At 70.0% G+C, this 22,168-nt stretch carries 20 protein-coding genes; 8 read left to right on the top strand and 12 right to left on the bottom strand.

Going from position 1 to position 22,168, the window contains the following annotated elements:
- Positions 1 to 25 precede the first annotated feature (25 nt).
- From ACWGIH_RS42620 to ACWGIH_RS42595, 6 genes are all read right to left on the bottom strand, one after another.
- Entirely contained in the window at positions 26 to 877 is an 852-nt protein-coding gene (locus tag ACWGIH_RS42620; protein ID WP_453444950.1) for a carbohydrate ABC transporter permease, read from the bottom strand.
- Positions 874 to 1,827: a carbohydrate ABC transporter permease gene (locus ACWGIH_RS42615; protein WP_453444952.1), complete on the bottom strand. Its 954-nt coding sequence runs from the start codon at positions 1,825 to 1,827 to the stop codon at positions 874 to 876. Before ACWGIH_RS42615 ends, ACWGIH_RS42620 begins: the two co-directional genes overlap by 4 nt.
- Positions 1,824 to 3,077, bottom strand: a complete 1,254-nt coding sequence (locus tag ACWGIH_RS42610) for an ABC transporter substrate-binding protein (RefSeq protein WP_453444954.1) — start codon at positions 3,075 to 3,077, stop codon at positions 1,824 to 1,826. Before ACWGIH_RS42610 ends, ACWGIH_RS42615 begins: the two co-directional genes overlap by 4 nt.
- Positions 3,078 to 3,207: 130 nt before the next feature.
- Positions 3,208 to 3,345 carry a hypothetical protein gene (locus ACWGIH_RS42605; RefSeq protein WP_453444955.1) on the bottom strand — a complete coding sequence of 46 codons (138 nt, stop codon included), beginning with the start codon at positions 3,343 to 3,345 and terminating at the stop codon, positions 3,208 to 3,210.
- Between the two features lie 91 nt (positions 3,346 to 3,436).
- Positions 3,437 to 3,832, bottom strand: coding sequence for a hypothetical protein (locus tag ACWGIH_RS42600; protein ID WP_453444957.1), 396 nt, complete (start codon positions 3,830 to 3,832; stop codon positions 3,437 to 3,439).
- A gap of 111 nt (positions 3,833 to 3,943) precedes the next feature.
- Positions 3,944 to 5,191 (bottom strand): glycosyltransferase, encoded by a 1,248-nt coding sequence (locus ACWGIH_RS42595; protein WP_453444958.1) that lies wholly within the window; start codon positions 5,189 to 5,191, stop codon positions 3,944 to 3,946.
- Positions 5,192 to 5,389: 198 nt separating this feature from the next.
- Between ACWGIH_RS42595 and ACWGIH_RS42590 the strand changes: the two genes are divergently transcribed.
- Positions 5,390 to 6,415, top strand: coding sequence for a YncE family protein (locus ACWGIH_RS42590; protein WP_453444959.1), 1,026 nt, complete (start codon positions 5,390 to 5,392; stop codon positions 6,413 to 6,415).
- A 61-nt stretch (positions 6,416 to 6,476) separates the two neighbouring features.
- Here ACWGIH_RS42590 and ACWGIH_RS42585 read toward each other — a convergent pair whose 3' ends face one another.
- Positions 6,477 to 7,664, bottom strand: coding sequence for a hypothetical protein (locus tag ACWGIH_RS42585; RefSeq protein ID WP_453444961.1), 1,188 nt, complete (start codon positions 7,662 to 7,664; stop codon positions 6,477 to 6,479).
- Positions 7,665 to 7,943: 279 nt separating this feature from the next.
- On the opposite strand from ACWGIH_RS42585, the gene ACWGIH_RS42580 reads away from it, so the two are divergent.
- Both ACWGIH_RS42580 and ACWGIH_RS42575 read left to right on the top strand, forming a co-directional pair.
- On the top strand, positions 7,944 to 9,614 hold the full coding sequence (locus tag ACWGIH_RS42580) for an ABC-F family ATP-binding cassette domain-containing protein (RefSeq protein WP_453444963.1): 1,671 nt from the start codon (positions 7,944 to 7,946) through the stop codon (positions 9,612 to 9,614).
- A 243-nt stretch (positions 9,615 to 9,857) separates the two neighbouring features.
- Complete coding sequence (locus tag ACWGIH_RS42575; protein WP_453444964.1) at positions 9,858 to 10,577, top strand: ABC transporter permease; 720 nt, start codon at positions 9,858 to 9,860, stop codon at positions 10,575 to 10,577.
- A 24-nt stretch (positions 10,578 to 10,601) separates the two neighbouring features.
- Here ACWGIH_RS42575 and ACWGIH_RS42570 read toward each other — a convergent pair whose 3' ends face one another.
- Together ACWGIH_RS42570 and ACWGIH_RS42565 are read right to left on the bottom strand one after the other, a co-directional pair.
- Positions 10,602 to 11,714 (bottom strand): ABC transporter substrate-binding protein, encoded by a 1,113-nt coding sequence (locus tag ACWGIH_RS42570; RefSeq protein ID WP_453444966.1) that lies wholly within the window; start codon positions 11,712 to 11,714, stop codon positions 10,602 to 10,604.
- A gap of 285 nt (positions 11,715 to 11,999) precedes the next feature.
- On the bottom strand, positions 12,000 to 12,707 hold the full coding sequence (locus ACWGIH_RS42565) for a haloacid dehalogenase type II (protein WP_453444967.1): 708 nt from the start codon (positions 12,705 to 12,707) through the stop codon (positions 12,000 to 12,002).
- 119 nt (positions 12,708 to 12,826) lie between these two features.
- Between ACWGIH_RS42565 and ACWGIH_RS42560 the strand changes: the two genes are divergently transcribed.
- Positions 12,827 to 13,366 (top strand): CGNR zinc finger domain-containing protein, encoded by a 540-nt coding sequence (locus ACWGIH_RS42560; protein ID WP_453444969.1) that lies wholly within the window; start codon positions 12,827 to 12,829, stop codon positions 13,364 to 13,366.
- Between the two features lie 173 nt (positions 13,367 to 13,539).
- On the top strand, positions 13,540 to 14,076 hold the full coding sequence (locus tag ACWGIH_RS42555; protein WP_453445002.1) for a TetR family transcriptional regulator: 537 nt from the start codon (positions 13,540 to 13,542) through the stop codon (positions 14,074 to 14,076).
- A 3-nt stretch (positions 14,077 to 14,079) separates the two neighbouring features.
- Here the strand turns inward: ACWGIH_RS42555 and ACWGIH_RS42550 are convergent, their stop codons facing one another.
- Positions 14,080 to 15,114, bottom strand: a complete 1,035-nt coding sequence (locus ACWGIH_RS42550; RefSeq protein WP_453444970.1) for an SMP-30/gluconolactonase/LRE family protein — start codon at positions 15,112 to 15,114, stop codon at positions 14,080 to 14,082.
- 151 nt (positions 15,115 to 15,265) lie between these two features.
- The gene (locus ACWGIH_RS42545; protein ID WP_453444971.1) at positions 15,266 to 16,327 is read right to left on the bottom strand and encodes an SDR family NAD(P)-dependent oxidoreductase; all 1,062 of its coding nucleotides are present in this window, start codon (positions 16,325 to 16,327) and stop codon (positions 15,266 to 15,268) included.
- Positions 16,328 to 16,507: 180 nt separating this feature from the next.
- On the opposite strand from ACWGIH_RS42545, the gene ACWGIH_RS42540 reads away from it, so the two are divergent.
- Both ACWGIH_RS42540 and proP read left to right on the top strand, forming a co-directional pair.
- Positions 16,508 to 18,346 carry a flavin-containing monooxygenase gene (locus ACWGIH_RS42540; protein WP_453444973.1) on the top strand — a complete coding sequence of 613 codons (1,839 nt, stop codon included), beginning with the start codon at positions 16,508 to 16,510 and terminating at the stop codon, positions 18,344 to 18,346.
- A 145-nt stretch (positions 18,347 to 18,491) separates the two neighbouring features.
- A complete protein-coding gene (gene proP, locus ACWGIH_RS42535; protein WP_453444975.1) occupies positions 18,492 to 20,036 on the top strand; it encodes a glycine betaine/L-proline transporter ProP in 1,545 nt (514 codons plus the stop codon).
- 28 nt (positions 20,037 to 20,064) lie between these two features.
- Here the strand turns inward: proP and ACWGIH_RS42530 are convergent, their stop codons facing one another.
- Positions 20,065 to 20,598, bottom strand: coding sequence for a carboxymuconolactone decarboxylase family protein (locus tag ACWGIH_RS42530; protein ID WP_453444976.1), 534 nt, complete (start codon positions 20,596 to 20,598; stop codon positions 20,065 to 20,067).
- Positions 20,599 to 21,006: 408 nt separating this feature from the next.
- Here ACWGIH_RS42530 and ACWGIH_RS42525 point away from each other — a divergent pair, with 408 nt between their 5' ends.
- Positions 21,007 to 22,065 carry a VWA domain-containing protein gene (locus tag ACWGIH_RS42525; protein ID WP_453444978.1) on the top strand — a complete coding sequence of 353 codons (1,059 nt, stop codon included), beginning with the start codon at positions 21,007 to 21,009 and terminating at the stop codon, positions 22,063 to 22,065.
- Positions 22,066 to 22,168: the final 103 nt, after the last annotated feature.

Raw genomic sequence — 22,168 nt, 5'->3', positions numbered from 1 at the left:
CCCGGGGGCCGCCGGCAGGGCCCGGTCAGTCGTCGATGCCCGACCGCTCCACTCCCGCCACGATCCACCGCTGGAAGAACAGGAAGACCACGAGCAACGGCACGATCGACACGGCCGCCGCGACGAAGAGCTCGTGCAGCCGGATCACCTGTGACGTGGTGAACGACGACAGGGCCACCTGCACCGTCCACGCGTTCCGGTCCTGGCCGATGACCAGCGGCCACAGGAAGGAGTTCCAGGCACCGATGAAGACGATCGTGCCCACGGCGGCGAAGACCGGCCGCGAGTTGGGCACGACGACCTTCCAGTAGGTGCGCCAGTAGCCGAGCCCGTCGACGCGCGCCGCGTCCTCCAACTCCTTGGGGAATCCCAGGAAGTACTGCCGGAAGATGAAGCAAGCGAACGCCGAGAACAACGTCGGGACGATCAGGCCGCGCAGCGTCGAGACCCAGCCGAGCGAGGAGACCAGGACGAAGCTCGGAACGAAGGTCACGGACGCCGGGACCATCAGCGTGCCGAGGATCGCGTAGAACACCTTGTTCGCGTGGCGGTAGGGGATGCGGGCCAGGCCGTACCCGGCCAGCGAGGCAAGGAGCAGCGTGCCGACCGTCGTCGCGACGGCGATGAGCGAGGAGTTGAGCAGGGAGCGCGCGAACGGCACCGACGTGTCGTCGAAGAGCTCCTTGACGTTCCCCCAGCGCAGCGTGGAGGGAAAGAAGGTCCACTCGGGCGAGGTGATGTCACTCTCGGACGAGAGACCGTTGCGTACGAGGAGGTAGAAGGGGATCAGGAAAAGGAGCGCGAGGGCGATCAGCAGCGAGAGCCGCAGCGCGCGGCCCGCCCTGACTCTTGCGTCGTCCTTCAGGTGGTCTCTCATTCCGCCTCCTTCCTGCCGAGCCCGAACCACTTCGCCTGTCCCACCGTCACCACGGCGATGATCAGGGCGAGCAGGACGGCGCCCGCACTGCCCAGCCCGAGGTTCTGCCCCTGCCCGAGGGCCGTGTAGTAGAGGTAGACGAGCGGAGGCCTGGCGTAGGGCGGATATCCGCGGGAATCCGAGAGCAGGTTGTAGAACTCGTCGAACGCCTGGAAGGCATTGATGACGAGCAGCAGCACGACCGCCACGGACGTGGCGCGCAGCTGCGGGAACGTGATGTGGCGGAAGACCTGCCAGCCGGGCCGCGCCCCGTCCACGGCGGCCGCCTCGTAGAGGGTGGGGCTGATCCGCTGCAGGCCCGCGAGGAAGAGCACCATGTAGAAGCCCGCCTGGAGCCAGAGCCGCACGGTGACGATGACGGCCCAGTACCAGGGCGGGTCGGTGGTCGAGAGCCAGGCGATCTGGTCGGCGCCGAACCAGCCGAGGACGGTGTTGGCGAGCCCGAACCGGACCCCGTTGAAGATCGACATCTTCCAGATGAGCGCGGCCACGACGTAGGAGCAGGCCGCGGGCAGGAAGAAGACCGAGCGGAAGAACGCCTGGGCGCGGCGCTGGCGGTGGACCATGAGGGCGAGGGCGAGGGAGAGCGCGTACGTCGCGGGCACGATGAAGAGCGAGAAGACGAGGAAGGTCCACAGGCTGTCGGTGAACGCCTCGTTCCGCAGCATCTCCGTGTAGTTGCCGAGGCCCACGAAGTCGCTCGGGGTGACGGTGTTGTGTGCGTCGAAGAAGCTGAGGTAGACGCTCCAGCCGAGCGGGATGTACGTGAAGACGCCGAGGCCGAGCAGGAAGGGGCCGACGAACACCCAGAACCAGAGGGTGCGGTTCTGGTGGCCCCACAACTTCCTTCGCCCTGTTGCCTGTTGTTCGCGCGGGGCTGTTGTGGTCACGACTTCTTCTTCACCCGGTCGAGCTCGGCGGACACTTTCCGTACGACCTTCTTGAGTTCGCTCTCCGGGCTCGCGCCGTCCTTGATGATGCGGCTGAGGGCGTCCTGGTAGGCGCTCCTGGCGGCCGGGGTCCACAGGAGGGGCTCGGCGTGGCCGTGGTCCGTGGTGTAGCGGACGGCGTCGGCCGCCGCGCCCTCCCTGAGCTTCTCGGCCTTCTTCGCCAGGGACATGCGGGCCGGGATGTGGAACCCGTAGGCGAGGGCGAAGTCCTCCTGGCGGTCGGTGCTGTCGATCCACAGCCACTTGAGGAAGTCCTTGCCGGCCTTCTGGTGCTTGCTGCGGGTGCTGACCGCGGCAACGTAGGCGCCGACCGGCACGGCGGGCCTGCCCGCGGCTCCGTCCTTCGGGAACGGCAGGACGCCGAAGTCGTCGCCGAGTTCCTTCCGCACTCCGGGCAGCGCCCACAGGCCCGACCACTGCATGGCCGTCAGTCCCTGGACGAACGCCGAGGGGTCGGACCAGTCGGCGGGCGCGCCAAGGAGCAGCGACTTGTCGGCGTACAAGCGGTGGATCTTGCCGAGGGCGCGGGCGGCGGCCGGTTCGTCGAAGCCGACCTCGCCGTCGGCGGTGACGAGTTCGAGTCCGGCCGCGTACAGGGGCGTGCCGCCCAGGACACCGGCGCCTCCGTCATTCCCGAGGAAGAGCCCCTTCGTCTTTTTCGAGGTGAGCTTCTTCGCGGCGTCCACGAGCTCGTCGAGGGTCTTCGGCGGGCGGACACCGGCGTCGGCGAGGAGGCTCTTTCGGTAGTAGAGCATCTGCATGTCGATGACCTGGGGGATGCCCCAGATCTTGCCGTCGTACGTCTTCGGGGCGAGGACGGCCGGATTGAAGTCGTCCTTGACGCCGTCGAACAGCTCGGTGAGATCGGCGACCTGCTTGCCCTGGATCTGGTCGAGCGTGGGTCCGTTGACCTCGAAGACGTCGGGTCCGGAGTCCGTGAGGAGTGCGGCCGCGGTCTGTTCGTCGTAGTTGCCGGGCCGCCACTGGACGGTGACGTTCGCCTTCTTGTAGGCGGTGGCGTATTTCTTGACGGCCTGCTCGGTGCCCTGCTCGCCGTACTGGTGATACCACTGCGACAGCTTCGGCCCGGCGCCCGAACCGCCGTCGTCACGGCCGGTGTTGGAGCCACATGCGCTCAGCAGCCCGACCGCCGCGCCCGCACCGAGCAGTCCCCTGCGGCTGATGGTCATGAAAAGTCCCCCTGTCCGGTGTGCGGCTGATTCCGAAGGCCCAACGATCAACCATGCAGGGGGATTACGACAGAGGGCCTCCCCGCGGGCCGGTCCGGCTCGCGGGGAGGGGCGGGATGTCCTGTACGGCCTACCGCCCGTCGGCGGCAGCCCCCGCGGGTGTGCGCCTGCGCTCGCGGCACGCCTTGCCGAACTCCAGGCACACCCAGATGCCCACAGCGCCGACGGTGGCGAGGACGGTGATGCCGACGATGAACGGGATGATCATGCGATGAGCGTAGCTCCCCCGTCATCCGGTGGATCCACCGACGTCCCATATCGGAGGTTCAGTGATCCCGGAGCAGCCGCCGGAGGCGTTGTCAGACGCGGGGGCGGACCTTCTTCGCGCGTGCCTTTCGGGCTTCGCGGAAGTCCACGTAGGCAAGGGCGATCACCAGCAGCGGGGAGACGAACCAGAGCAGCGCGACGCGTAGCGCACCTTCCGTGAGGGCGGCGATCGTGAAGATCACCACCCCGCCCACCACAAACCCGATGAACTGTCGCCAGGAGTCGATGCCCCCGGCAGCGGCCCTCATCGGGGTCATCTCGTCGTCATCGTCCTCGCCCAGCTCGTCCAGCGCGGCCCGCGCGGGACGTCTTCGCCCCTCCAGCTGGGCCTGACGCCAGGCGAAGAACCACCGGCCCAGGAGGTAAAGGGTCAATGCGCCAAGGAGGATCCACCACTCGGCCGGGCTGTCGGGAAGAGATCGCGCCATAGTCATGGATCTCGGTTGCCCCCGCCGCACAGGAGTAGCCGATTCCGTATCCGCGGCTGCTTCAGCACGTCATGCGCAGCCCCTCGTGATCAGTTCCTCATGATCAGTTCCTTATCGCCGTTCGGCCCGCTCGATGGCCTCCAGGACCTGGCGGGTGCCGTCCTCGCGGGCGATGGCTCCGGCCGTTTCGTGGGCGCGGGAGCGCAGGGCGGGGCTGTGGACGGCCGTGATGATCGCCTGCGTGAGACGTTCCGCGGTCAGGCGCTGGAAGCGCAGCGGACGCGGTGAAAGGCCCAGCGTGTGCAGGCGGGTGGCCCAGAAGTGCTGATCCAACTGGACCGGGACGGGGATGGAGGGGACCCCGGCGCGCAGTCCGGCCGCGGTGGTGCCCGCGCCGGCGTGGTGGATGACCGCGGCCGTCCTGGGGAACAGCCATGCGTGGGGGACTTCCCGCACGGTGATCAAGTCGTCGTTCTCCGCGTGCAGACCGCTCCAGCCGGCCTGGATGATGCCGCGTACCTTCGCGCGGCGCAGGGCGTCGGCCAGCAAGGTGCTCAGCCGCTCGGAGTCGGCGGTGACGAAGCTGCCGAAGCCCGCGAACACGGGCGGTGGGCCCGCGTCGAGAAAGTCCAAGAGCCGTGGCTCCGGTTTCCAGTCGGGCGGGGTCTGCGGCCACCAGTAGCCGCCGACCTCGTGACCCGATGGCCAGTCCGCGGGGCGCGGGACGATCCGTGGGCTGAAGCCGTGCAGGACGGTACGCCCGCGGGGCAGACTCAGCGGACCGCTGAACCTCTGGCGCGGCAGGCCCAGTTCGCGGCGCAGGGCGCTGACCGCGGGGGCGAAGATGGGGTCGCTGCCGAGCCACAGGGCCCGGGAGGCCAGACGATTGCCGCGCGGCCCGAAGGAACGGGCGCCGGTGATGAGTGGCGGGAAGGCACCCGTGGGGTGGACCGGCTGCAGGTAGACCCCGATGCTCGGCAGGCGCATCGCCTCGCCGAGCGCCGCGCACATGGGGTCGGTGACCGTGGAGCTCAGCACCACGTCGGCGCCCTCGCGCACGGCGTCCGCGACACCGGCCGTCAGCCGGGGCATGAACGCCCGTGCCATACGCATCAACCGCGCCATGGCCACGGGTGGGCTGACCGCCCTGGCCAGGCCCTGTCCGACCTGGGAGGCCAGCTCCTGCCGCGGGTCGACGGGCAGGGGCCGATAGCCGAGTCCATGGGCGGTCACCGCCTGCTCGAAGCGCTCATGGGTGGCCAGGACCACCTCGTGGCCCGCCGTGCGCAGTCGCACGCCAAGTCCGGTGTAGGGGGCGACATCGCCCCAGCTTCCCGCGGTCACGATCAGTACGCGCACCGCGACAGGATGTCAGACCGGGGGCGCGGCAACGGGTGCGGCAGACCTGGCAAAGGTGTGTCGCCCGACCGTCGCCCGTCTCCCCTCCAGGCCCTGACCTGCTTCGGCGTTGCGCCAACAACGCCCCGCACACCGGGTATCGCTGCGATCTTGGAACCAAGAGATCGGCTGACTGTCGAGAGATCGGAGTGTGGGCCTGTGACGACGCGTCGGACAGTGATCAAGGCGATGGGGGCCGGGACGTTGGCGAGCGGGCATTCGTCGCCCGCCTCGGGCGCCTCCCGTACGGCGAAGACCGACGTACTGATGGTGGTGGAGAAGAGCGGCCACGCGGTCAGTTTCTACGATGCCGATTCGGGACGGCGCCAGGACACCGTCGGACTTCCCGACTACCCCCACGAGATGGTCGTCGACTCGCGCGGACGATTCGCCTACGTCGGGCACTACGGGGTGCGCATGGCGTCCACCGTCGGCGAGGGCGGCGCCGCTGTCTTCGTCATCGATCTGGCCGGGCGGTCCCTGGCCCGGACGATCGACACCCGCCCCTTCCGGCGCATCCACGGCATGGGCATCGACCGTCATGACCGGCTGTACGCACTGAGCGAGGAGAAAGCGGTTCTGCTCGGCTTCGACGAGCCGGCCACCGACCTCGCGCCCACCCGGGCAGTGCCCACCCACGGGGTGAAGACGCACCTGTTCTCTCTCAGCCATGACGGCGAACGCGCCTATGTCACCGGCCTGTTGTCCCACACGGTGAGCCTCGTGCGCCCGCACGACGCCTCGGTCCCGCCTGTCCTGGTCACGCCCGGCCAACTGCCCGAGAGCAGCGCGCTGAGCCGGGACGAGAAGACGCTGTTCGTCGGAGCCCGCAAGAGTTCCTCGCTGGTCGCGATAGACGCCCGCACCATGAAGGTGCGACGGACCAGGAAGACGTGCGGAGACCCTTTGCGGGTCTACACACTCGACGACGAACGGCTGTTGGTGACGGACATCGTCGCCAACACCCTCGCCGTCTGGAGCACCGACTTGCGGCCGATCCGCTCCCTCGAATTCGACGGGACCCCGTCGGCGGTGACACTCCACCCGAGCAAGCCCCTCGCGTACGTGTCTCTCCTGGGCACCCATCAGATCGCCGTCGTCGACCTGGACCGGTTCGCTGTCGTGAACAGCTTCGCCACCGGGTTGGAACCGGACGCGTCAGCCCTGCTGCCTGCTCCTTCCTGAGCCGGCCGGGACGCGGGTCCGTAAGGGTTTCACTGCTTCAGTGCTTCAGTGCTTCAGTGCTTCAGTGCTTCAGTGCGACGATCACGGACCTGGACAAGGAGCCGGAGCCCTGGGAGACCTTGACGGAACCGATGCCGATGATCTTGTCAGTGCCGGGGACTGCCGTGATGGCATTGAGCCGTAGCGACTGCTTGGAGTCGGACCTGACTCCGTCCGTACTGGGCAGTTCCGCCCGACCGATCCCCCTGCAGTCGCCGTCCGCGGTGAGGTAGTGGCCGGCGCCGAGCACCTTTCCGCGCTCGCCGTCGCGGATCGCGCGACCGCGGTCGGCGCACGGACCTTCGGCGTCCGGCAGCTTGCGCCAGCGGGTTCCCTCCCAGCGGAGGCGGATGTCAGCGTCAGCGGGCTCGGGATGCTGTTCGCCGTGGTTGTAGGTGTGCTCGCCGTAGACGCGGACGTCGTCCTTCGCGCGTGCGACGACGTCGGTGAGCAGGGCCTGCGCCTCGGGTGGTGAAGGAGCCGGGAAGTGGTAGTCCGGCATGCGTACCGGCCTCCAGGTCCGGCCGTCCCAGTGTGCGGCGGCGGGCTGCGTGAGCTCCGGCCCCCTTGTGCTGTTCTCGTCGACATTCTGATGGCCGACCGCCCACAGGTCGTCGGGCGCGCGGCCGTCCAGCGCGACGGCGGTGACCGGGAGCTGCGTGACCGTCCACCGCGTGCCGTTCCAGTGATGGGCCGTGCCTTCGTCTCCCAGGATCCAGATGTCGTCCTCGGCGAACGCCCTTACGTCGGTGGCCCGGTGGCCGTCGGGAAGCCCGGGCAGGGCGGTCCAGCGGGTGCCGTCCCAGCGGGCCGTCCTCGGCGCGTTCAAGTTCTCCAGGCTCGCCGTCAGAAGGAATCCTCCGGAGTCCACCGCGTCGAAGCGTGCCTCGTAGACGCTGTCACCGAACGCCGAAGGCATCGGGCGGCGCTGCCAGTTGTCGCCGTCGTAGTGCAGGAGGAATCCGTCGGCCGCCGCGTCGTCATCGGAGTCACCGGCGGGTCGGGTGGCGTTGCCCGCCACCCAGATGTCGTCGCCGTCCGTGGCCGTCACATCGGACAGTTGCCCTGTGCCCGGGTCGTCGAAGACCTTGTCGTACGTCCACTCCGTGTCGGAGTCGGTCACCGCACGTATCGCGACCACGGCCACGAAGAGGAGCAACAGCACGATCAGCGCCACGTTGACCTTGACCATGCGCGTGTTGACGTCCATGCCCCTCCCCCGGCACCGGCGGCCGCGACCCGGGCCGCGGCCGGTGGCCGCACAGCGTACTTCGGCATGGTGCACGCCGGACGGCCGCGTCCGCACGCCCGGCGGCCGGAACGGCGGCCCTGCTAATCTGATCGTCATGGCACGAGGTATCTGGTCGCAGAAGGTCCGCTCCGCCCGCTGACGGCGGCGCCTTCTCCCTGTTGAATCCGCCGCCGTTCCGGTTCCTGCCGGGCGGCTGCTTCTTGCTGCCCGGCTCCACTGCGAGCTGCGGAGCATCCGTTGAACCTCTCTCCTTTCCCCGAAGCTGTGTCCCGGCCCGTCGAAGCGGGCGGCAGTGCGCACGTCCGCGCCCAGGGACTCACCGTCACCCGCGGGTCCCGGCGCGTATGGGACGACGTCTCGGTCACGCTCTCCGCGCGGTCACGTATCGCCGTCGTGGGCGAGAACGGCCGGGGCAAGACGACGCTGCTGCACGTCCTCGCCGGGCTGATCGCGCCCGATGAGGGCACCGTGCACCGGGCCGGGACCATCGGCCTGGCCCGCCAGGAGCTGTCCGTGACCGACGGGGAGACCGTCGGCACCCTGACCTCCCGGGCGCTGGCCGCGTCGCTCGCGGCCCTCGCCGCGGTGGACGAGGCGACCCTCGCCATGGCCGAGGGCGACACCACCGCCGACGACCGTTATGCCGCCGCGCTCGACGCCGCCACCCGGCTCGACGCGTGGGACGCCGAACGCCGCGTCGATGTGGCCCTGGAGGCGCTGAACGCCTGCACCGACCGCAGCCGTCTCCTGTCGACGCTGTCAGTCGGGCAGCGCTACCGGGTCCGTCTCGCGTGCCTGCTCGGCGCGCGCCACGACATCCTGCTGCTCGACGAACCCACCAACCACCTCGACGCGGGCGGCCTGGACTTCCTGACCCGCAGGCTGCGCGAGCACGACGGCGGCCTCGCCGTCGTCAGCCACGACCGGGCGCTGCTGCGCGATGTCGCGAACCGGTTCCTGGACCTCGACCCGTCCCGTGACGGCAAGCCCCGCCTTTACGCCGGCGGCTATGAGGCCTGGCAGCACGCCAGGCGCCGCGACCGCGAGCGCTGGGAGCAGGACCATGAGGAGCAGCAGGCCGAACACCGGCGGCTGCACGACGCCGTCTCGGCGGCCCGCGACCGGCTCTCCACGGGCTGGCGGCCCGACAAGGGGACCGGCAAGCACCAGCGCCAGTCCCGCGCCCCCGGCGTCGTACAGGCCCTGAAGCGGCAGCAGGACGCCCTGGAGGCGCACCGGATCGATGTGCCGCAGCCTCCGCCCATGTTGCGGTGGCCGGACCTGGGCGTCCGGCGGGGCACCCCGCAGCTGCGGGCGCACGGCGTCGCGGTCGAGGGGCGGCTGGGCGAGCCGGTGGACCTGACTCTTGAGGGCGGCGACCGGCTCCTTGTCACGGGTCCCAACGGCGCCGGAAAGTCCACGCTGCTCGCGGTGCTCTCCGGCTCCCTCGCACCCACTCACGGTCACCTGTGGACGGCGAGGGGCGCCCGGATCGTCCAGGTCACCCAGGAGACAGCCCAGCAGGAGCCGGGCCTCACCGCTCACGAGGTGCACGCCCGGCACGTGGGACGGCTGGTGGCCGGTGGGGTGGTCCGCGACGCCGACGTCGTTCCGCTCGGGGCGCTCGGGCTGCTGGACGCCGACGCGACGCGCACGCCGGTCGGGCGCATGTCGCAGGGCCAGCAGCGGCGTCTCGACCTGGCGCTCGCGCTGGCCGGCCGGCCCGGCCTGATCCTGCTCGACGAGCCCACCAACCACCTGTCGGCGACGCTGGTCGACGAGTTGACCGACGCGCTGCGTGCCACGAGTGCCACCGTCGTCGTCGCGACGCACGACCGACAGCTTCTGCGGGACCTCGCCCACTGGCCGCGTCTGGAGGTGGGAAAACCTCCGGGCACCGCCGTGTGACGCGGCCCGGCGCGAAGCCCTCGGGGTGGCACTACAGCCAGTCGTGCTCCCGCGCGTAACGCGCCGCTTCGTGCCGGGTTCGTGTCTGGGTCTTCTGCATGGCGTTCGAGAGGTACCGGGCCGACGCGGCTCGATGACGTCTTCCGCGCCATCGGCACGACACAGAGCCCCTAGCCCGTGGCCCACCTCGAAGTCGGCATAAAACCGCCCTCTCCGGAACCTCCCCAGAAGAGGACCCTCACGATGCTTTCCATCGCTCTGAGCGAGCTCACCCAGATCTTTCGGAACCGGTTGGTTCTGCTCAACAGCTTCATCATTCCCGTGGCCGTCTGCGTGTTCTTCGTCTACCGGCACGAGACCTTCGCGGACCTGCGCAGCCTCGGATACATCGCGGCGGTGGTGATGTTCACCGTGTCCGCCTTCGGGCTCTACGCCTCCACGGTGACCACGCTCGCCTCGCGCCGTCAGACCCTCTTCCTCAAGCGGCTGCGCTCCACCCCCGCGGGCGACGCGAGCATTCTCACGGGACTGGTGCTTCCGGTCACCGTCCTCGCGCTGGTCCAAGTGGCCGCGACCCTCGCCGTGCTGGCCGCTGTCGCCGGCAAGCCGGACAACGCGCCCCTCCTGGCGGCCGCGGTGCTCGCGACCGTGATCATGATGCTCGCCCTGGGCCTTGCCACCGCGGGCCTGACCAACTCCCCCGAGCATGCCCAGGTGACGACCCTGCCCATCAGCCTCGGCGCCATCGCCGTCGCCAACTGGGTGGCCATCACCAGGACCGAGGAACTGACCCTGCTCAAGCGGCTGCTCCCCGGCGGCTCGGCCACCGAACTCGTCCTCAACGCCTGGAACGGCGGCGTCCCGGTGGCCGAGTCCCTGCCCCTGCTGCTGCCCACCCTCAGCTGGGTCATCGTCTCCGCCGCCCTGGCCTCCCGCCTCTTCCGCTGGGAACCGCGCCGGTGACCCGACCGAGGAGTCTCTTCGCGCTCAGTCGCTATGGAGGACCCGGAAGCGACCGGGTTCCGCCGGGGCTCGATCGACCACTTGGATCGGCGTCCGAGTCCACTGCCAGACATCGATGCCCGGTGTACGGGAGAACCGGATCAGCCCGCGGGTCCCTTCCACCGCGACGCGCGGCCAGGATGCGGCGATGCGCGCCCGGTCCGCGCCCTGGGAGCGCAGGATCTCGGCCAGGACGGCGACAGTGTCGTACCCCTCGAAGGCGACGAAGGAGGGTGCGGCGCCCAACCGCTCGCCAAGGGCCGTCGCGACGCGCGAACCGAGTGGGCCGAGGCGCTCGGGCAGGTAGCGCAGGAACGGGATCGCGGTGCCGTCGTCGCCCAGCAGCGCCGCCCATGTGGCGAACTCCGGCTGTCCGGCCGGAGCACCGATCTGGATCTTCGCGAGACGGGGGTCGCGGCGGACGGCCTTGACGATCGGTACGGCCGGCTCCGGGTGACCGACCAGCAGAAGGAGTGCTGTCGCCGCGCGGTCGACGAGTGCGCCGCACACGGCTGCGGGGGTGAGCGCACCCATGTCGAGTTCGATGACGCTGCCGCCGTGTGGAGCGAGGTGACCCCGCAGAACGCGCGTCCCGGATGCCCAGTAGACACTCGGCTGGGTCGCCACGGCGATGCGGCTGTGGCCCGCGTCGAGCAAGAAGTCCGCATAGACCCGCCAGCCTCGGGACTGTGGCGGGGAGAGGCGCGCGACCCACTGCGTCGGCCGGTCGGTGAGCGCGTCGAGAACCGCCGACGAGCAGAGGTACGGCAGGCCGAGTGCGTCGGCCCGGCCGGCAGCCGCGCGAGCCACGACGCTGTGATACTCGCCCACCACCGCGGCCACGCCCAGGGCCGCGAGTTCGTCCACGGCCGCTGCGGCTCTCCGCGGATCGGCAGCGGTGTCCCTGACCACCAGTTCGAGCGGCTTTCCGACGACTCCGCCGGCGTCATTGACTTCGTGAACGGCCAACTCGAGTCCGGCGAGCAGATGCCGGCCCGCCTCGACCCAGCCGGGCCGAGTCAGCGGGACGAGGGCGCCGATACGAACGGACGGCCCGTCAGCCCGGTCCGCTCCAACCGGCGATGGTGACGTACTCATGCGCGGCGCCTCCTGCTGTAGGGCGATTCGACCGAAGCCCGGTGATCACGCCGGACATTGCATCCGCCGTCGGCGTCGACGGGCAACCGATTTCCGCCCCTTCCCTCGTACGCTATAGTTGATCTTGAGCCTGCGGCCGGGGAAATCACGGCAGCGGGCCCGGCGTTGGTCGTCCAAGGAAAGACGCCCCGCTTCCTGCGGGGAAATGCAGGTGCAAGGCCTGCCCAGCGCTCAAGGCGAAGCCCCGGATGCCGGCACGGCGTCCGGGGCTTTCTGCTGCTCTCGCTACGCCACCCTCAGCGCGGCCGCCAACTCTTCCAGACTCTCCACCTGCCGGTCGAAGGTGTCGGTGCTTCTGGGCGGATCCCCCACCGGCCGCCGCACATAGGCCGTCCGCATCCCCGCCGCCTGGGCCCCTCGCAGGTCCCACGCGTGCGCGGCAACCATCAGCACCCGCTGGGCCGGACACCCCGCCGCCTCGATCGCGAGCCGGTAGACCTCCGGCGCGGGCTTGTACGCCCGCACCTCCTCGCCGGACAACGCCTGATGCCAGCGCAAGCCCGCGTACGCGTTCACCCGCAGCAGCGCTCTCCGACTGGCATGCGACAGACCCAGCACCGGAAACCGCCCCGCAAGCCGCGCCAGCCCGGCAACGGAATCTGCCCACGGCCGCAGCCGCTGCGATGCCCCGGCCAGCCGCCCGACGGCCACCGGATCGCTCAGCCCGGCGCACTCGGCCACACGCTCGGCAGCCTCGCGGTCGATGACCTCACTGTTGGCGTACGCCCGTGATCCCTCCCCGATGCGCCGCTGCTCACGCTCGACGTGCTCCTGCCAGACCGTGAGCAGACGCTCCACGAGCGCCCCACCGGACGCCCCGTCGGCGGAGGCGGGCAGCGCCTCGCGGAGGGCCGCCCGCAACCCTCCGGACTCGTCCACCATCGTCCCCAGGACGTCGAAGACGACCACTTCGACCTCGTCTGTTCCTGGCATCGGCTCTCCTTCTCACCGCGGGTGCGCGTGTCGAGAGCCCTGCGAACCCCGACCGCACGTCACCGGCTGAACAGGTGACGAGTGTTGCCCGATTCGGCGTCACCGGTCAAGATGGTGACGTGCACTTCGCCTTCGTGAGCGGCAACCCCGCCCTGGACCTGGTCGCCACCGTGGAATCCCGCCGCGACCAGCCCCGCGACCTCCTGACCACGCCCGGGGACCTCGAACAGTGGGTGGCGGCCTGCGACGAGCTCCCCGATCACGTCAGCGCCGACGCAACGGCCCTCGCCGACGCCCTTGAACTCCGCGAGGCCATCCATCGACTCGCCCTCGACCGCGTGCACGGCCGCCGCTACGAGCCGGCCGGCCTGGACATCCTCAACAACGTCGCCGCCGGACCGCCGCCCGCTCTCCAGCTCGGCGACGCGGGCATCCGCCGGACGGGAGACCTCGCCTCCGCCCTCGCCCACATCGCCCGTCGCGCCGTCACCCTGCTCGCCGACCCCCACACCTGCCTCAAGGAGTGCGGCCGCCCGACGTGCACCCGCCTGTACCTCGACCGCTCCCGCGGCATGCGCCGTACCTGGTGCGGGATGCAAGCCTGCGGAAACCGCGTCAAGGCCGCCGCCTACCGAGCCCGCAAACACGCCACCCCGTGAAGCACGACCACCCCGGGCCCGAGGCTCGACCGCAGGTCCCGGAGCTGCGAAGCCGGACGGAGTGGTCGTACTACCCTTCCAGCGTGACGAACCCCTCCGAACCCCATGGCACGCGGTCGGCCGCCCGCGACAGCGCCGTCGGCGCGACCCGTCCGGCCAACCAGGGGCGGCGGGTGGCGGCACGCAACCGCGCCGCCCTGATCGCGGCCGCCCGTGAGGTGTTCGCCGAACTGGGTCTCGACGCGCCGCTGTCGGCCGTCGCGCGCCGCGCCGGGGTGGGGCAGGGCAGCCTCTACCGGCATTTCGCCGACCGGGTCGCGCTGGCCTCGGCCGTCCTGGACGAGAACGTCCAGCAGATCGAACAGGCCGCGGACGAGCCGGACGCGAGCCCGGCGAGCGTCCTGGGGGTGGTCACCTGGCATCTGACCCGCTCGACGGCGTTCGTGGACCTGCTGCGCATACGCGGCGCCCGGGGCGACGGCGAGCAGGCCCAAGCGCTGGCGGGGCGCGTCCACGCCGTCCTGTCCCGGTGCCTGCCCGCCGGGCACCGGCTGTCCGCCGACGACGCCATGCTCGCCGTCGCGATGGTCTCCGGGGCCGTGACCGGCCCCACCCCTGCCGAGCGGGAGCGCCGCGCTCTCGCGGCCTGGCGCCTGCTCGGCGTCGACGTGGGGCCGTTGCGGCCCGTCGAGACCGACTTGGAGAGGTGAGCGTCACCCGCCGTTGGACTGGCGGATGCCGTCGGCGAGCGCGGTGAACCGGTAGACGTATCCGCCGTCCGGGCCGCTCACGGTCATGTACGCCTTCCTGCCGCCCGGCGTGATGGCGACGTTGGTCGCCGACTCCAGGCCCTCGGCGGCCTTGGCCGGAATCTCGACGGTGGCCAGCCGTTCGCCGTCCGGGCTGAAGACGGCCATGGCCGGTCGGCCGTGCAGCGCCTGGTAGAGGTTGCCGTCGGCGTCCACGGCTATGGAGTCGGTCTGTGCCACACCGGCGTCGACGTGCACGGCCTCGTGCTGGGAGGTCACGGCGGTCTTGTCGGCGTCGAGCAGCAGGTAGGAGATGGTGTTCTCGGCGAGTTCGCTGATCCACAGGCCGCGCAGCTCGGGGTCGAACATCACCCCGTTGGGATGGGCGAGCCCGTCGGCCAGGACAGTGGCCTTCTCACCGTCGCGGTCGATGCGCACGATGCGGCCATCGGCCTTGCCCGGCTTCATGCCGTGCAGGTCGCTGACGTACAGGTTGCCCTCCTCGTCGAAGGCGATGTCGTCGAGGTTCATGCCCGATCCGTCGACCTCGCCGGAGAAGAACGTGCGCGGGTCCGAGCCGTCCGGCTCGATGCTGACCACGGATCCGGTGTAGTCGGTGAGATAGAGGCGGCCGTCGTACGGGCTGATCTGCGCGGAGGTGTAGGCGCCGGTCTTGTCGGTGTAGACGCCCTCGTGCTTTCCGGTGGCCAGGTCGACAGAGATGACCTTGGGTTCACCGGCGGGCGCGGTGACGTCCACGACGTACAGATCGCCGTTCTCCCGCAGGAGCGGGCCCTCCAGAAGGGTCCTGCCGGTGGCCTCATGAGGGTCGCTCACGTGCGCGACCTGTGTGGCGCGGATGGTCCTGCCCTCGCCGGACGACGCGGGGCGCGAGGCCGGAGCGCCGAAGGTCTGGGTGCCGCATCCGGCCAGGACCAGCAGGCTGCCTGCGGCCAGAGCCGCCAGGGCGGCGCGGTGGGGTGTGGGGTGGGTGGTCATGCGGTGGGGGTGCTCCTTCTCGTCGTCCGGATGAGCCGGACGTGATGGTGTGCAGGAGACGTGCCGGCGGCCCTGGGGCCGGGGGCCTGCCGTGGCACCGGTGCGTGGGGCCGGGCGTCGGCATGAGCGGCGGGCAACGCGCGGCCGGTGGTCAGGCGGCCGACCAGCCGCCGTCGGAGGGCAGGATGGCGCCGTTGATGTTCACCGCGTCTTTGCTGAGCAGGAACGTGATCGAGGCGGCCAGCTCGTCGGCCATGGCCAGGCGCGGTATGGCGACGCGCATCTTCGCCGTACGGGCCGAGCCGAACGGGGCAGCGGCGGGCATCGCGATGCCGGTGGCGACCGCGCCGGGGGCAACGGCGTTGATCTGCACGCCCGTTCCCGCGTACTGGTAGGCCGACGACATCGTCAGGCCGACCAGTGCGTGCTTCGATGTCGTGTACGCGGCACCGGCGGCCGAGCCGCGCAGGGCCGCCTCGGAGACGACGTTGACGATCCGGCCGCCGCCCGCGGCGAGCATGCCGGGCACGACGGCGCGCATCAGGCGCATCGGGCCCTCGACGTTGATGCGCAGGACGCGTTCCCAGGTGGTGTCGTCGACTTCGTGCACGGCGGCGTCGTTGTCCATCACGCCCGCGACGTTCGCCAGGGCGTCCACGCGGCCGGCCGCGGCGGCCACGATCGCCTCGGCGGACACGGGTTCGGTGATGTCCGCGGTGACGGGCACGAGCGCCTCGCCCAGGTCGGTTGCCAGGGCCGCGAGGCCGTCGGCGGAGATGTCGACGGCCACCACTCGGCCGCCCTCGCGCACGATGCGGGAGGCGACGGCGCGGCCGATGCCGGAGGCGGCTCCGGTGACGACGACGTGCTGGCCGGCGAAGCGTCCGGGCGTGACCTGCTCGGTCCACGGCTCGGGGGCGCCGATCTCGATGCCCGGCGCGGCATCCGCGACCGCGGGGGCGTCGGCCGCCGGCGCGGTCGGCAGACCGTCGGGAAGCTGTCCGGTCTCGGCGGCGGTGACCAGCGTCTGCACGAGTTCGGCGGGGAACTTCCCCGCGGACATCTGCACGAGCTGCTCCAACGGCAGACCGAGGGCGGGCGCAAGGGCTTCCTCGCTCTGCCCTTGGGAGGCCAGCAGGCCGCGCAGGACCTGTCCGGCGGTGGGTTCCGCCAGCCAGTCGCGGAGCGGGGAGGCGGGGGTGAGCTTGTGCATCGCAGGCCTTTCATGTCGTGGCGCACGGGCCGGCCGTGGCGGGATCGACCCCAACCGGACAACGCTGTCCGGTTCCTGGGTTACGGTACCTGTGACCGCTCGGAGCGCCCCGGCGAGGGCACTTGATGCACGCCCGCACGGCGCCCGACGCACCTCCCCCCCACGAGAGGAACTCGCCCCATGTCCCTGCCGCAGCGCGTCCCCCAGCAGCCCACCCCGCAGGAGATGGACGCCCTGCGCGAGCGCTACCGCGTCGAGCGGGAACGCCGCGTACGCCCCGAGGGAACAGGCCAGTACCGTTCCGCGGAGGCGGAGTTCGGCTACTTCGCCGCCGACCCGTACACCAACGAGGCCGAGGAGCGCGAGCCCCTGCACGACACGGTGGACGTCGCGATCGTCGGTGGCGGGTTCGGCGGAATCCTGGCGGGCGCGCGGCTGAACCGTCAGGGCGTGGCGAGGGTGCGTGTCGTCGAGAAGGGCGGCGATTTCGGCGGCACCTGGTACTGGAACCGCTACCCCGGCATCCACTGCGACATCGAGTCCCACGTGTACCTGCCGCTGCTTGACGAGACCGGCTACGTGCCCGAGTGGAAGTACGCGCCGGGCGAGGAGATCCGCCGTCACGCGGTGCGTATCGCCGAGCAGTTCGACCTGTACGAACACGCGCTGTTCTCCACCGGCGTCACCGACCTGACATGGGATCAGGCCGCCGAGCAGTGGGTGGTCGGCACCGACCGGGACGACGCGTTCCGGGCCACCTACGTCATCACCTCGACCGGCACGCTCTCGGAGCCCAAACTGCCGGGCATCCCCGGCATCGAGGACTACCGGGGCCACACCTTTCACACCTCGCGCTGGGATTACGGGTACACGGGCGGCACTCCCGAGGGCGGCATGCGGGGCCTGGCGGGCAAGAGGGTCGGCGTCGTCGGCACCGGCGCCACGGGCGTGCAAGTCATTCCGATGCTGGCCGCGGACGCCGGACACCTGTACGTCTTCCAGCGCACCCCGTCCGCCGTCGACGTGCGTGGCCAGCAGCGCATGACGCCCCAAGAGGTCGGCGCGGACCGGACCGGCTGGGCCGGCGAGCGGCGCGAGAACTTCCTGCGGATCTGCTCCGGCGAGGAGGCCGATCAGGACCTGGTCGCCGACCGCTGGACGGCGTCGGCGGGCCTGCTCGAGAAGCTCCTGCCCAGCTTCCGCCGCCACGGTGAGCCGGACTTCGAGGCCGCCTACGAGGTCGCCGACCACGCCACGATGCATCAGATCCGGGCACGGGTGGCCGCCGAGGTCACCGACGCCGCCACCGCCGCGGCCCTCACGCCCTGGTACCGGTACGCGTGCAAGCGCCCCACGTTCTCCGACAAGTACCTGCCCGCGTTCAACCGAGCCAACGTCACCCTGGTGGACACGGCCGACACCCACGGCATCGAGCGCATGACCGAGCGCGGGGTCGTCGTGGGCGGCGTGGAGTACGAGGTCGACTGTCTGGTGTTCGCCACCGGGTTCTCCGTGGGCGTCTCCGGCATCACCTCGGGAAAGCTCCCGGTGACCGGCCGCGACGGCGTACGACTCATGGACACGTGGAAGCAGCGAGGCCCGCGCACCTTGCACGGTTTCACCAGCAACGGGTTCCCGAACTTGATCCGGATGGGCTCACTGCAGAACGCCAGCAGCGTGAACTACACGCACATCCTGGACGAGCAGGCCCTGCACGCCGCCGCCCTGGTGGCCGCCGCGGAAGAGAAGGGCGCGGTCATCGAGCCCGCCCCGCAGGCCGAGGACGCCTGGGTCGACGTCTGCGCGCAGGACGCCCCCGACCACGCGTGGTTCCACGCCGAGTGCACCCCCGGCTACTACAACGGCGAGGGCCGCGGACGCCCGAACGGCCCCACGGCCTACCCGCACGGCGCCGTCGCCTTCCATGAACTGCTGCGCCGCTGGCGCGAGGAGAACATGGGCGAGGCTCTCCGGGCCAGGGCGGCCACCTCGGTCCGACAATTTGCCGGTCCCTCTTGATCAGCCTAATTTTGCGGCGACACGGCTTTTTCTCAGGCAAGAGGAGAAAAGCTTCATGGCGAAAGGCCTACCGCACCGAAACCCCCGGCGGCCCCGGAGACCGGAGACGGAATCGTCGCGCGCCTCACGGTCGGACACCGACCGCATGGCGCGCACGCTGCTGCGTCGCAGGAAGAAGACGCTCAGCGCCGAGGACGTGATGGTCTCGGACCGTCCGAAGGTGCGGCGCGCGGTGACGGCGGCCGCACTCGGCAACACCATGGAGTGGTTCGACTTCGGTGTCTACGCCTATTTGGCGGGCACCATCGGAAAAGTCTTCTTTCCTTCCAGTTCGCCCGGGGCCCAGGTCGTCGCCACGTTCGCCACATTCGCCGCGGCCTTTCTCGTTCGTCCCTTGGGCGGTCTCGTGTTCGGGCCGCTGGGCGACCGCATCGGGCGGCAGAAGGTGCTCGCGGCAACCATGATCATGATGGCTGCGAGCACCTTCGCGGTCGGCCTGCTGCCCTCGTACGCCTCCATCGGATTCGCCGCCCCGCTGCTGCTGCTCCTGTGCCGGCTGGTCCAGGGCTTCTCCACGGGCGGTGAGTACGCCGGCGCCACCACCTACATCGCCGAGTACGCGCCCGATCAGCGCCGCGGCTTCCTCGGCAGCTGGCTCGACTTCGGCACCTTCGTGGGCTACTCCCTGGGCTCGGGTCTGGTCACCGTCCTCACACTGACCCTCGGGACGGACGGCCTGGAGAGCTGGGGCTGGCGCATCCCCTTCTTCATCGCGGGGCCGCTCGGGCTCATCGGCCTCTACATGCGGCTGAAGCTGGAGGAGACGCCCGCCTTCCAGCAGGAGGCGGCCGGCGCCGCGGCCGAGCGCGAGGAGGCCTCCGGGCGGGGCGAGGACGACCCCGTCGAGCAGGCCCGCCAGTCCGGCAAGGGACGGCTCAAGGAGATCTTCACCCGCCACTGGCAGGCGGTGCTGATCTGCATGGGCCTCGTGCTGCTCTACAACGTCACGAACTACATGGTCACGTCGTACCTGCCCACGTTCATGACGGTGACCTTGGGCGAGAGCGACACCACGGCCCAGTTGCTGGTGCTCGGGACCATGCTGCTCGTGGCGCTCGCCATCACCACCGTGGGCCGCAGTTCCGACCGGTGGGGCAGACGCCCGATGTTCATGGGCGGCAGCATCGCCCTGATCGCGCTCGCCATTCCGGCCTTCCTGTTGATCCGGGAAGGTGGGATCCTGCTGCCCGCGTTCGGCTGTGCCATCCTCGGGCTGCTCCTGGTCTGCTTCGCCGGCACGGCCGCCGCGACCCTGCCCGCCCTGTTCCCCACGCGGCTGCGGTACGGAGCCCTGTCGATCGCCTACAACATCTCCGTCTCCCTCTTCGGCGGCACCACCCCGCTGCTCGCCTCCTTCCTGGTCGAGAAGACGGGCAACACCCTGGTACCTGCCTTCTACCTGATGGTGGCCGGGGCGATCGGCCTGGTCGCGACGTTCTTCCTGCACGAGACGGCGGGCCGGCCGCTGCGTGGCTCAGGCCCCATGGTCGAGACGCACGACGAGGCCCGCGAGATGGTCGCGCGCAGCCGTTCGGAGGCAGGGCGCCACGCCCGGGACGTCTGGCTGAAGCTGTGGCACCCCCGCGGGGGCCGGAACGACTCCACGAAGGGCCGCAAGCGCGGGGACTGACGGGTGGCGCCGCGGATCTCCGCGCCCCCTACCGCGCGGGCGCTTCACCATAGGGCGCGGAGGGTTCGCCCTCCGTCGTCACCTCGAAGGTGTTGAGGAAGTCGCAGATGAGTTGGTAGAAGCCCACGGTGATGACGAGGTCCGCGACCTGGTTCACCGTCAAAAACGCCAGCAGCTCCTGCCGTGCGGCCTCGTCGAGGGTGTGTCGGGCGAGCAGCCGGTCCGTGGCGGTCAGGACGGCGGCCTCGGCGCCGGAGAGCTTCCCGGGTGAACCGGTCTCGGCTGCCGTGATCGCCTCCTCTCCCAGGCCGACGAGACGAGAGATGTTCTCGTGATGGTGCACCTCGTAGGCGGCTCCATAGACCCGGCCGACCCGCACGATCGCGAGTTCGCGCAAGGTGTCGGGGAGCGAGTTCCGCTGCAGGACCGCGTCACCGAGCGTCAGTACGCCCGGTGCGAGCGACGGTGAGTGCATCAGCATCCGGAAGACGTTCAGCGATCCGTACGCGGTCACGACCTCCTGCAGTTCGACGGGCAGTGCGGAGAGATCCGGATACTCCATGTCGGCTCCGTTCGAGAAGGGCGACGCGCCGCATCGGGAGTCGAGCTCGCGCGCACGCCGGAGCCTAGGGGACCGACAAGGCCTTCGGCTTCAGCGTGACGTGAGGACTCTGCTGTGGAGGACTGACAAGGCTGACCGTTTCTGGGGGGCCTCATAGCTGCAGCACATGGGGCTGGTCGAAGCGCGACGCGGCCGGGCGGCGGACTTGTCCTCACCGCGGCGGGGCATGGCGCCTCGGTCGGCGGGCTCACCTCGTAGTGGATGTCGGCGGCAGCCAGTTCGGGCCCGACCTGTGGCTCGCCCAGGCTGAGCGACGACGGCCGGTGACGGCGCATCAAGGGCGTTGTCAGTGCCTCCCCATAGAGTGGAAATCACTCGGGAAGCAGCCCTCGGAGAAGGAGCAGAAACATGTCCGCCAACAGGATTCAGCACAAGGTGAATCACGTCGCGCTGGTTGTGGACTGTTCGGGTTCCATGCGTCCTCATCAGAATCAACTAATCCGCGTGGTGGATGAGTTCGTGTCGGGTTTGAAGGCCGAATCGGACAGCCTCGGCCACGAGACCCGGATCAGTCTCTACTCCTTCGACCACCGGGTGGAGAATCTCGTCTGGGACATGGATGTGAAGCACCTTCCGTCCATGCGAGGTCTCTACCAAGTCAACAATGGTGCGACGGCACTCATCGAGGCTTCGCTGAAGTCGCTTGACGACCTGGGACACATCTGGGAGGAATACGGCGAGCACAGTTTCCTGCAGATCGTGGTGACGGACGGCGAGGAGAACGCCTCCGGCGGCGACAGGCGGCACGACGGCGACATGAAGATCCTCGGCCCCTGGCTCGACAAGATCGCGTCGAAGATGGGCGGACTGCCGGGCCACTGGACATCCGCCATCCTGGTGCCGAACTCGCTGGCCAAGAGGACAGCGCAGAACTACGGCTTCCCGGCCGGGAACATAGCCATCTGGGACGCGGACTCCCAGGAGGGCGTCGAGGAGGCCATCGGCACCGTGCGCGCCGCCGCCACCAGCTTCCTCCGGGCCCGCGAGAAGGGCGTACGCGGCACGAAGAACCTGTTCGCCGTCGGTCAGGACATATCGATCGACGAAGTACGGGCGAATCTCGAACCCATTCCGGCCGACAAGTACCGGCTTCTGAAGGTCGACAAGGAAGTCGAGATCCGTCCCTTCGTCGACTCGCATCCGGGCGTGGCGTATGAACGCGGCTCTTGTTACTACCAGTTGGGTGCCCGGGCTCAGGTCCAGCCCAACAAGGAAGTCATCGTGGTCGAGAAGGACACCGATCGCGCCTATACGGGAGACGCGGCGCGCAGTCTTCTCTTCGGGTCCGGAATTCAGGGGACGGTCTCGGTGAAGGCGGGGAACAATCCCAAGCTGGAGGTCTACGTACAGAGCCGTTCGGTGAACAGGAAGCTCAAGCCGAAGACGCGTCTGCTCATCATGCTCTGAAACCGAATTGGGCTCGCCACAACACTCACTCCGACATGAAGCACTCTCCGGCATGAATGCTTCAGCACGCAGCGGGGCGCCGGGCCGGGGCGAAGAATGTCCC

This window comes from Streptomyces sp. NPDC054872 (assembly GCF_053610705.1).
This window is presented reverse-complemented; position numbering and strand designations above follow the sequence as displayed.

Coding starts and splice junctions, on each gene's coding strand:
- ACWGIH_RS42570 (WP_453444966.1), bottom strand. CDS start 11,714: ATGAGTACGTCACCATCGCCGGTTGGAGCGGACCGGGCTGACGGGCCG.
- ACWGIH_RS42610 (WP_453444954.1), bottom strand. CDS start 3,077: ATGACCATCAGCCGCAGGGGACTGCTCGGTGCGGGCGCGGCGGTCGGG.
- ACWGIH_RS42585 (WP_453444961.1), bottom strand. CDS start 7,664: ATGGACGTCAACACGCGCATGGTCAAGGTCAACGTGGCGCTGATCGTG.
- proP (WP_453444975.1), top strand. CDS start 18,492: ATGGCGCGCACGCTGCTGCGTCGCAGGAAGAAGACGCTCAGCGCCGAG.
- ACWGIH_RS42540 (WP_453444973.1), top strand. CDS start 16,508: ATGTCCCTGCCGCAGCGCGTCCCCCAGCAGCCCACCCCGCAGGAGATG.
- ACWGIH_RS42530 (WP_453444976.1), bottom strand. CDS start 20,598: ATGGAGTATCCGGATCTCTCCGCACTGCCCGTCGAACTGCAGGAGGTC.
- ACWGIH_RS42525 (WP_453444978.1), top strand. CDS start 21,007: ATGTCCGCCAACAGGATTCAGCACAAGGTGAATCACGTCGCGCTGGTT.
- ACWGIH_RS42565 (WP_453444967.1), bottom strand. CDS start 12,707: ATGCCAGGAACAGACGAGGTCGAAGTGGTCGTCTTCGACGTCCTGGGG.
- ACWGIH_RS42575 (WP_453444964.1), top strand. CDS start 9,858: ATGCTTTCCATCGCTCTGAGCGAGCTCACCCAGATCTTTCGGAACCGG.
- ACWGIH_RS42605 (WP_453444955.1), bottom strand. CDS start 3,345: ATGATCATCCCGTTCATCGTCGGCATCACCGTCCTCGCCACCGTCGGC.
- ACWGIH_RS42545 (WP_453444971.1), bottom strand. CDS start 16,327: ATGCACAAGCTCACCCCCGCCTCCCCGCTCCGCGACTGGCTGGCGGAA.
- ACWGIH_RS42550 (WP_453444970.1), bottom strand. CDS start 15,114: ATGACCACCCACCCCACACCCCACCGCGCCGCCCTGGCGGCTCTGGCC.
- ACWGIH_RS42600 (WP_453444957.1), bottom strand. CDS start 3,832: ATGGCGCGATCTCTTCCCGACAGCCCGGCCGAGTGGTGGATCCTCCTT.
- ACWGIH_RS42620 (WP_453444950.1), bottom strand. CDS start 877: ATGAGAGACCACCTGAAGGACGACGCAAGAGTCAGGGCGGGCCGCGCG.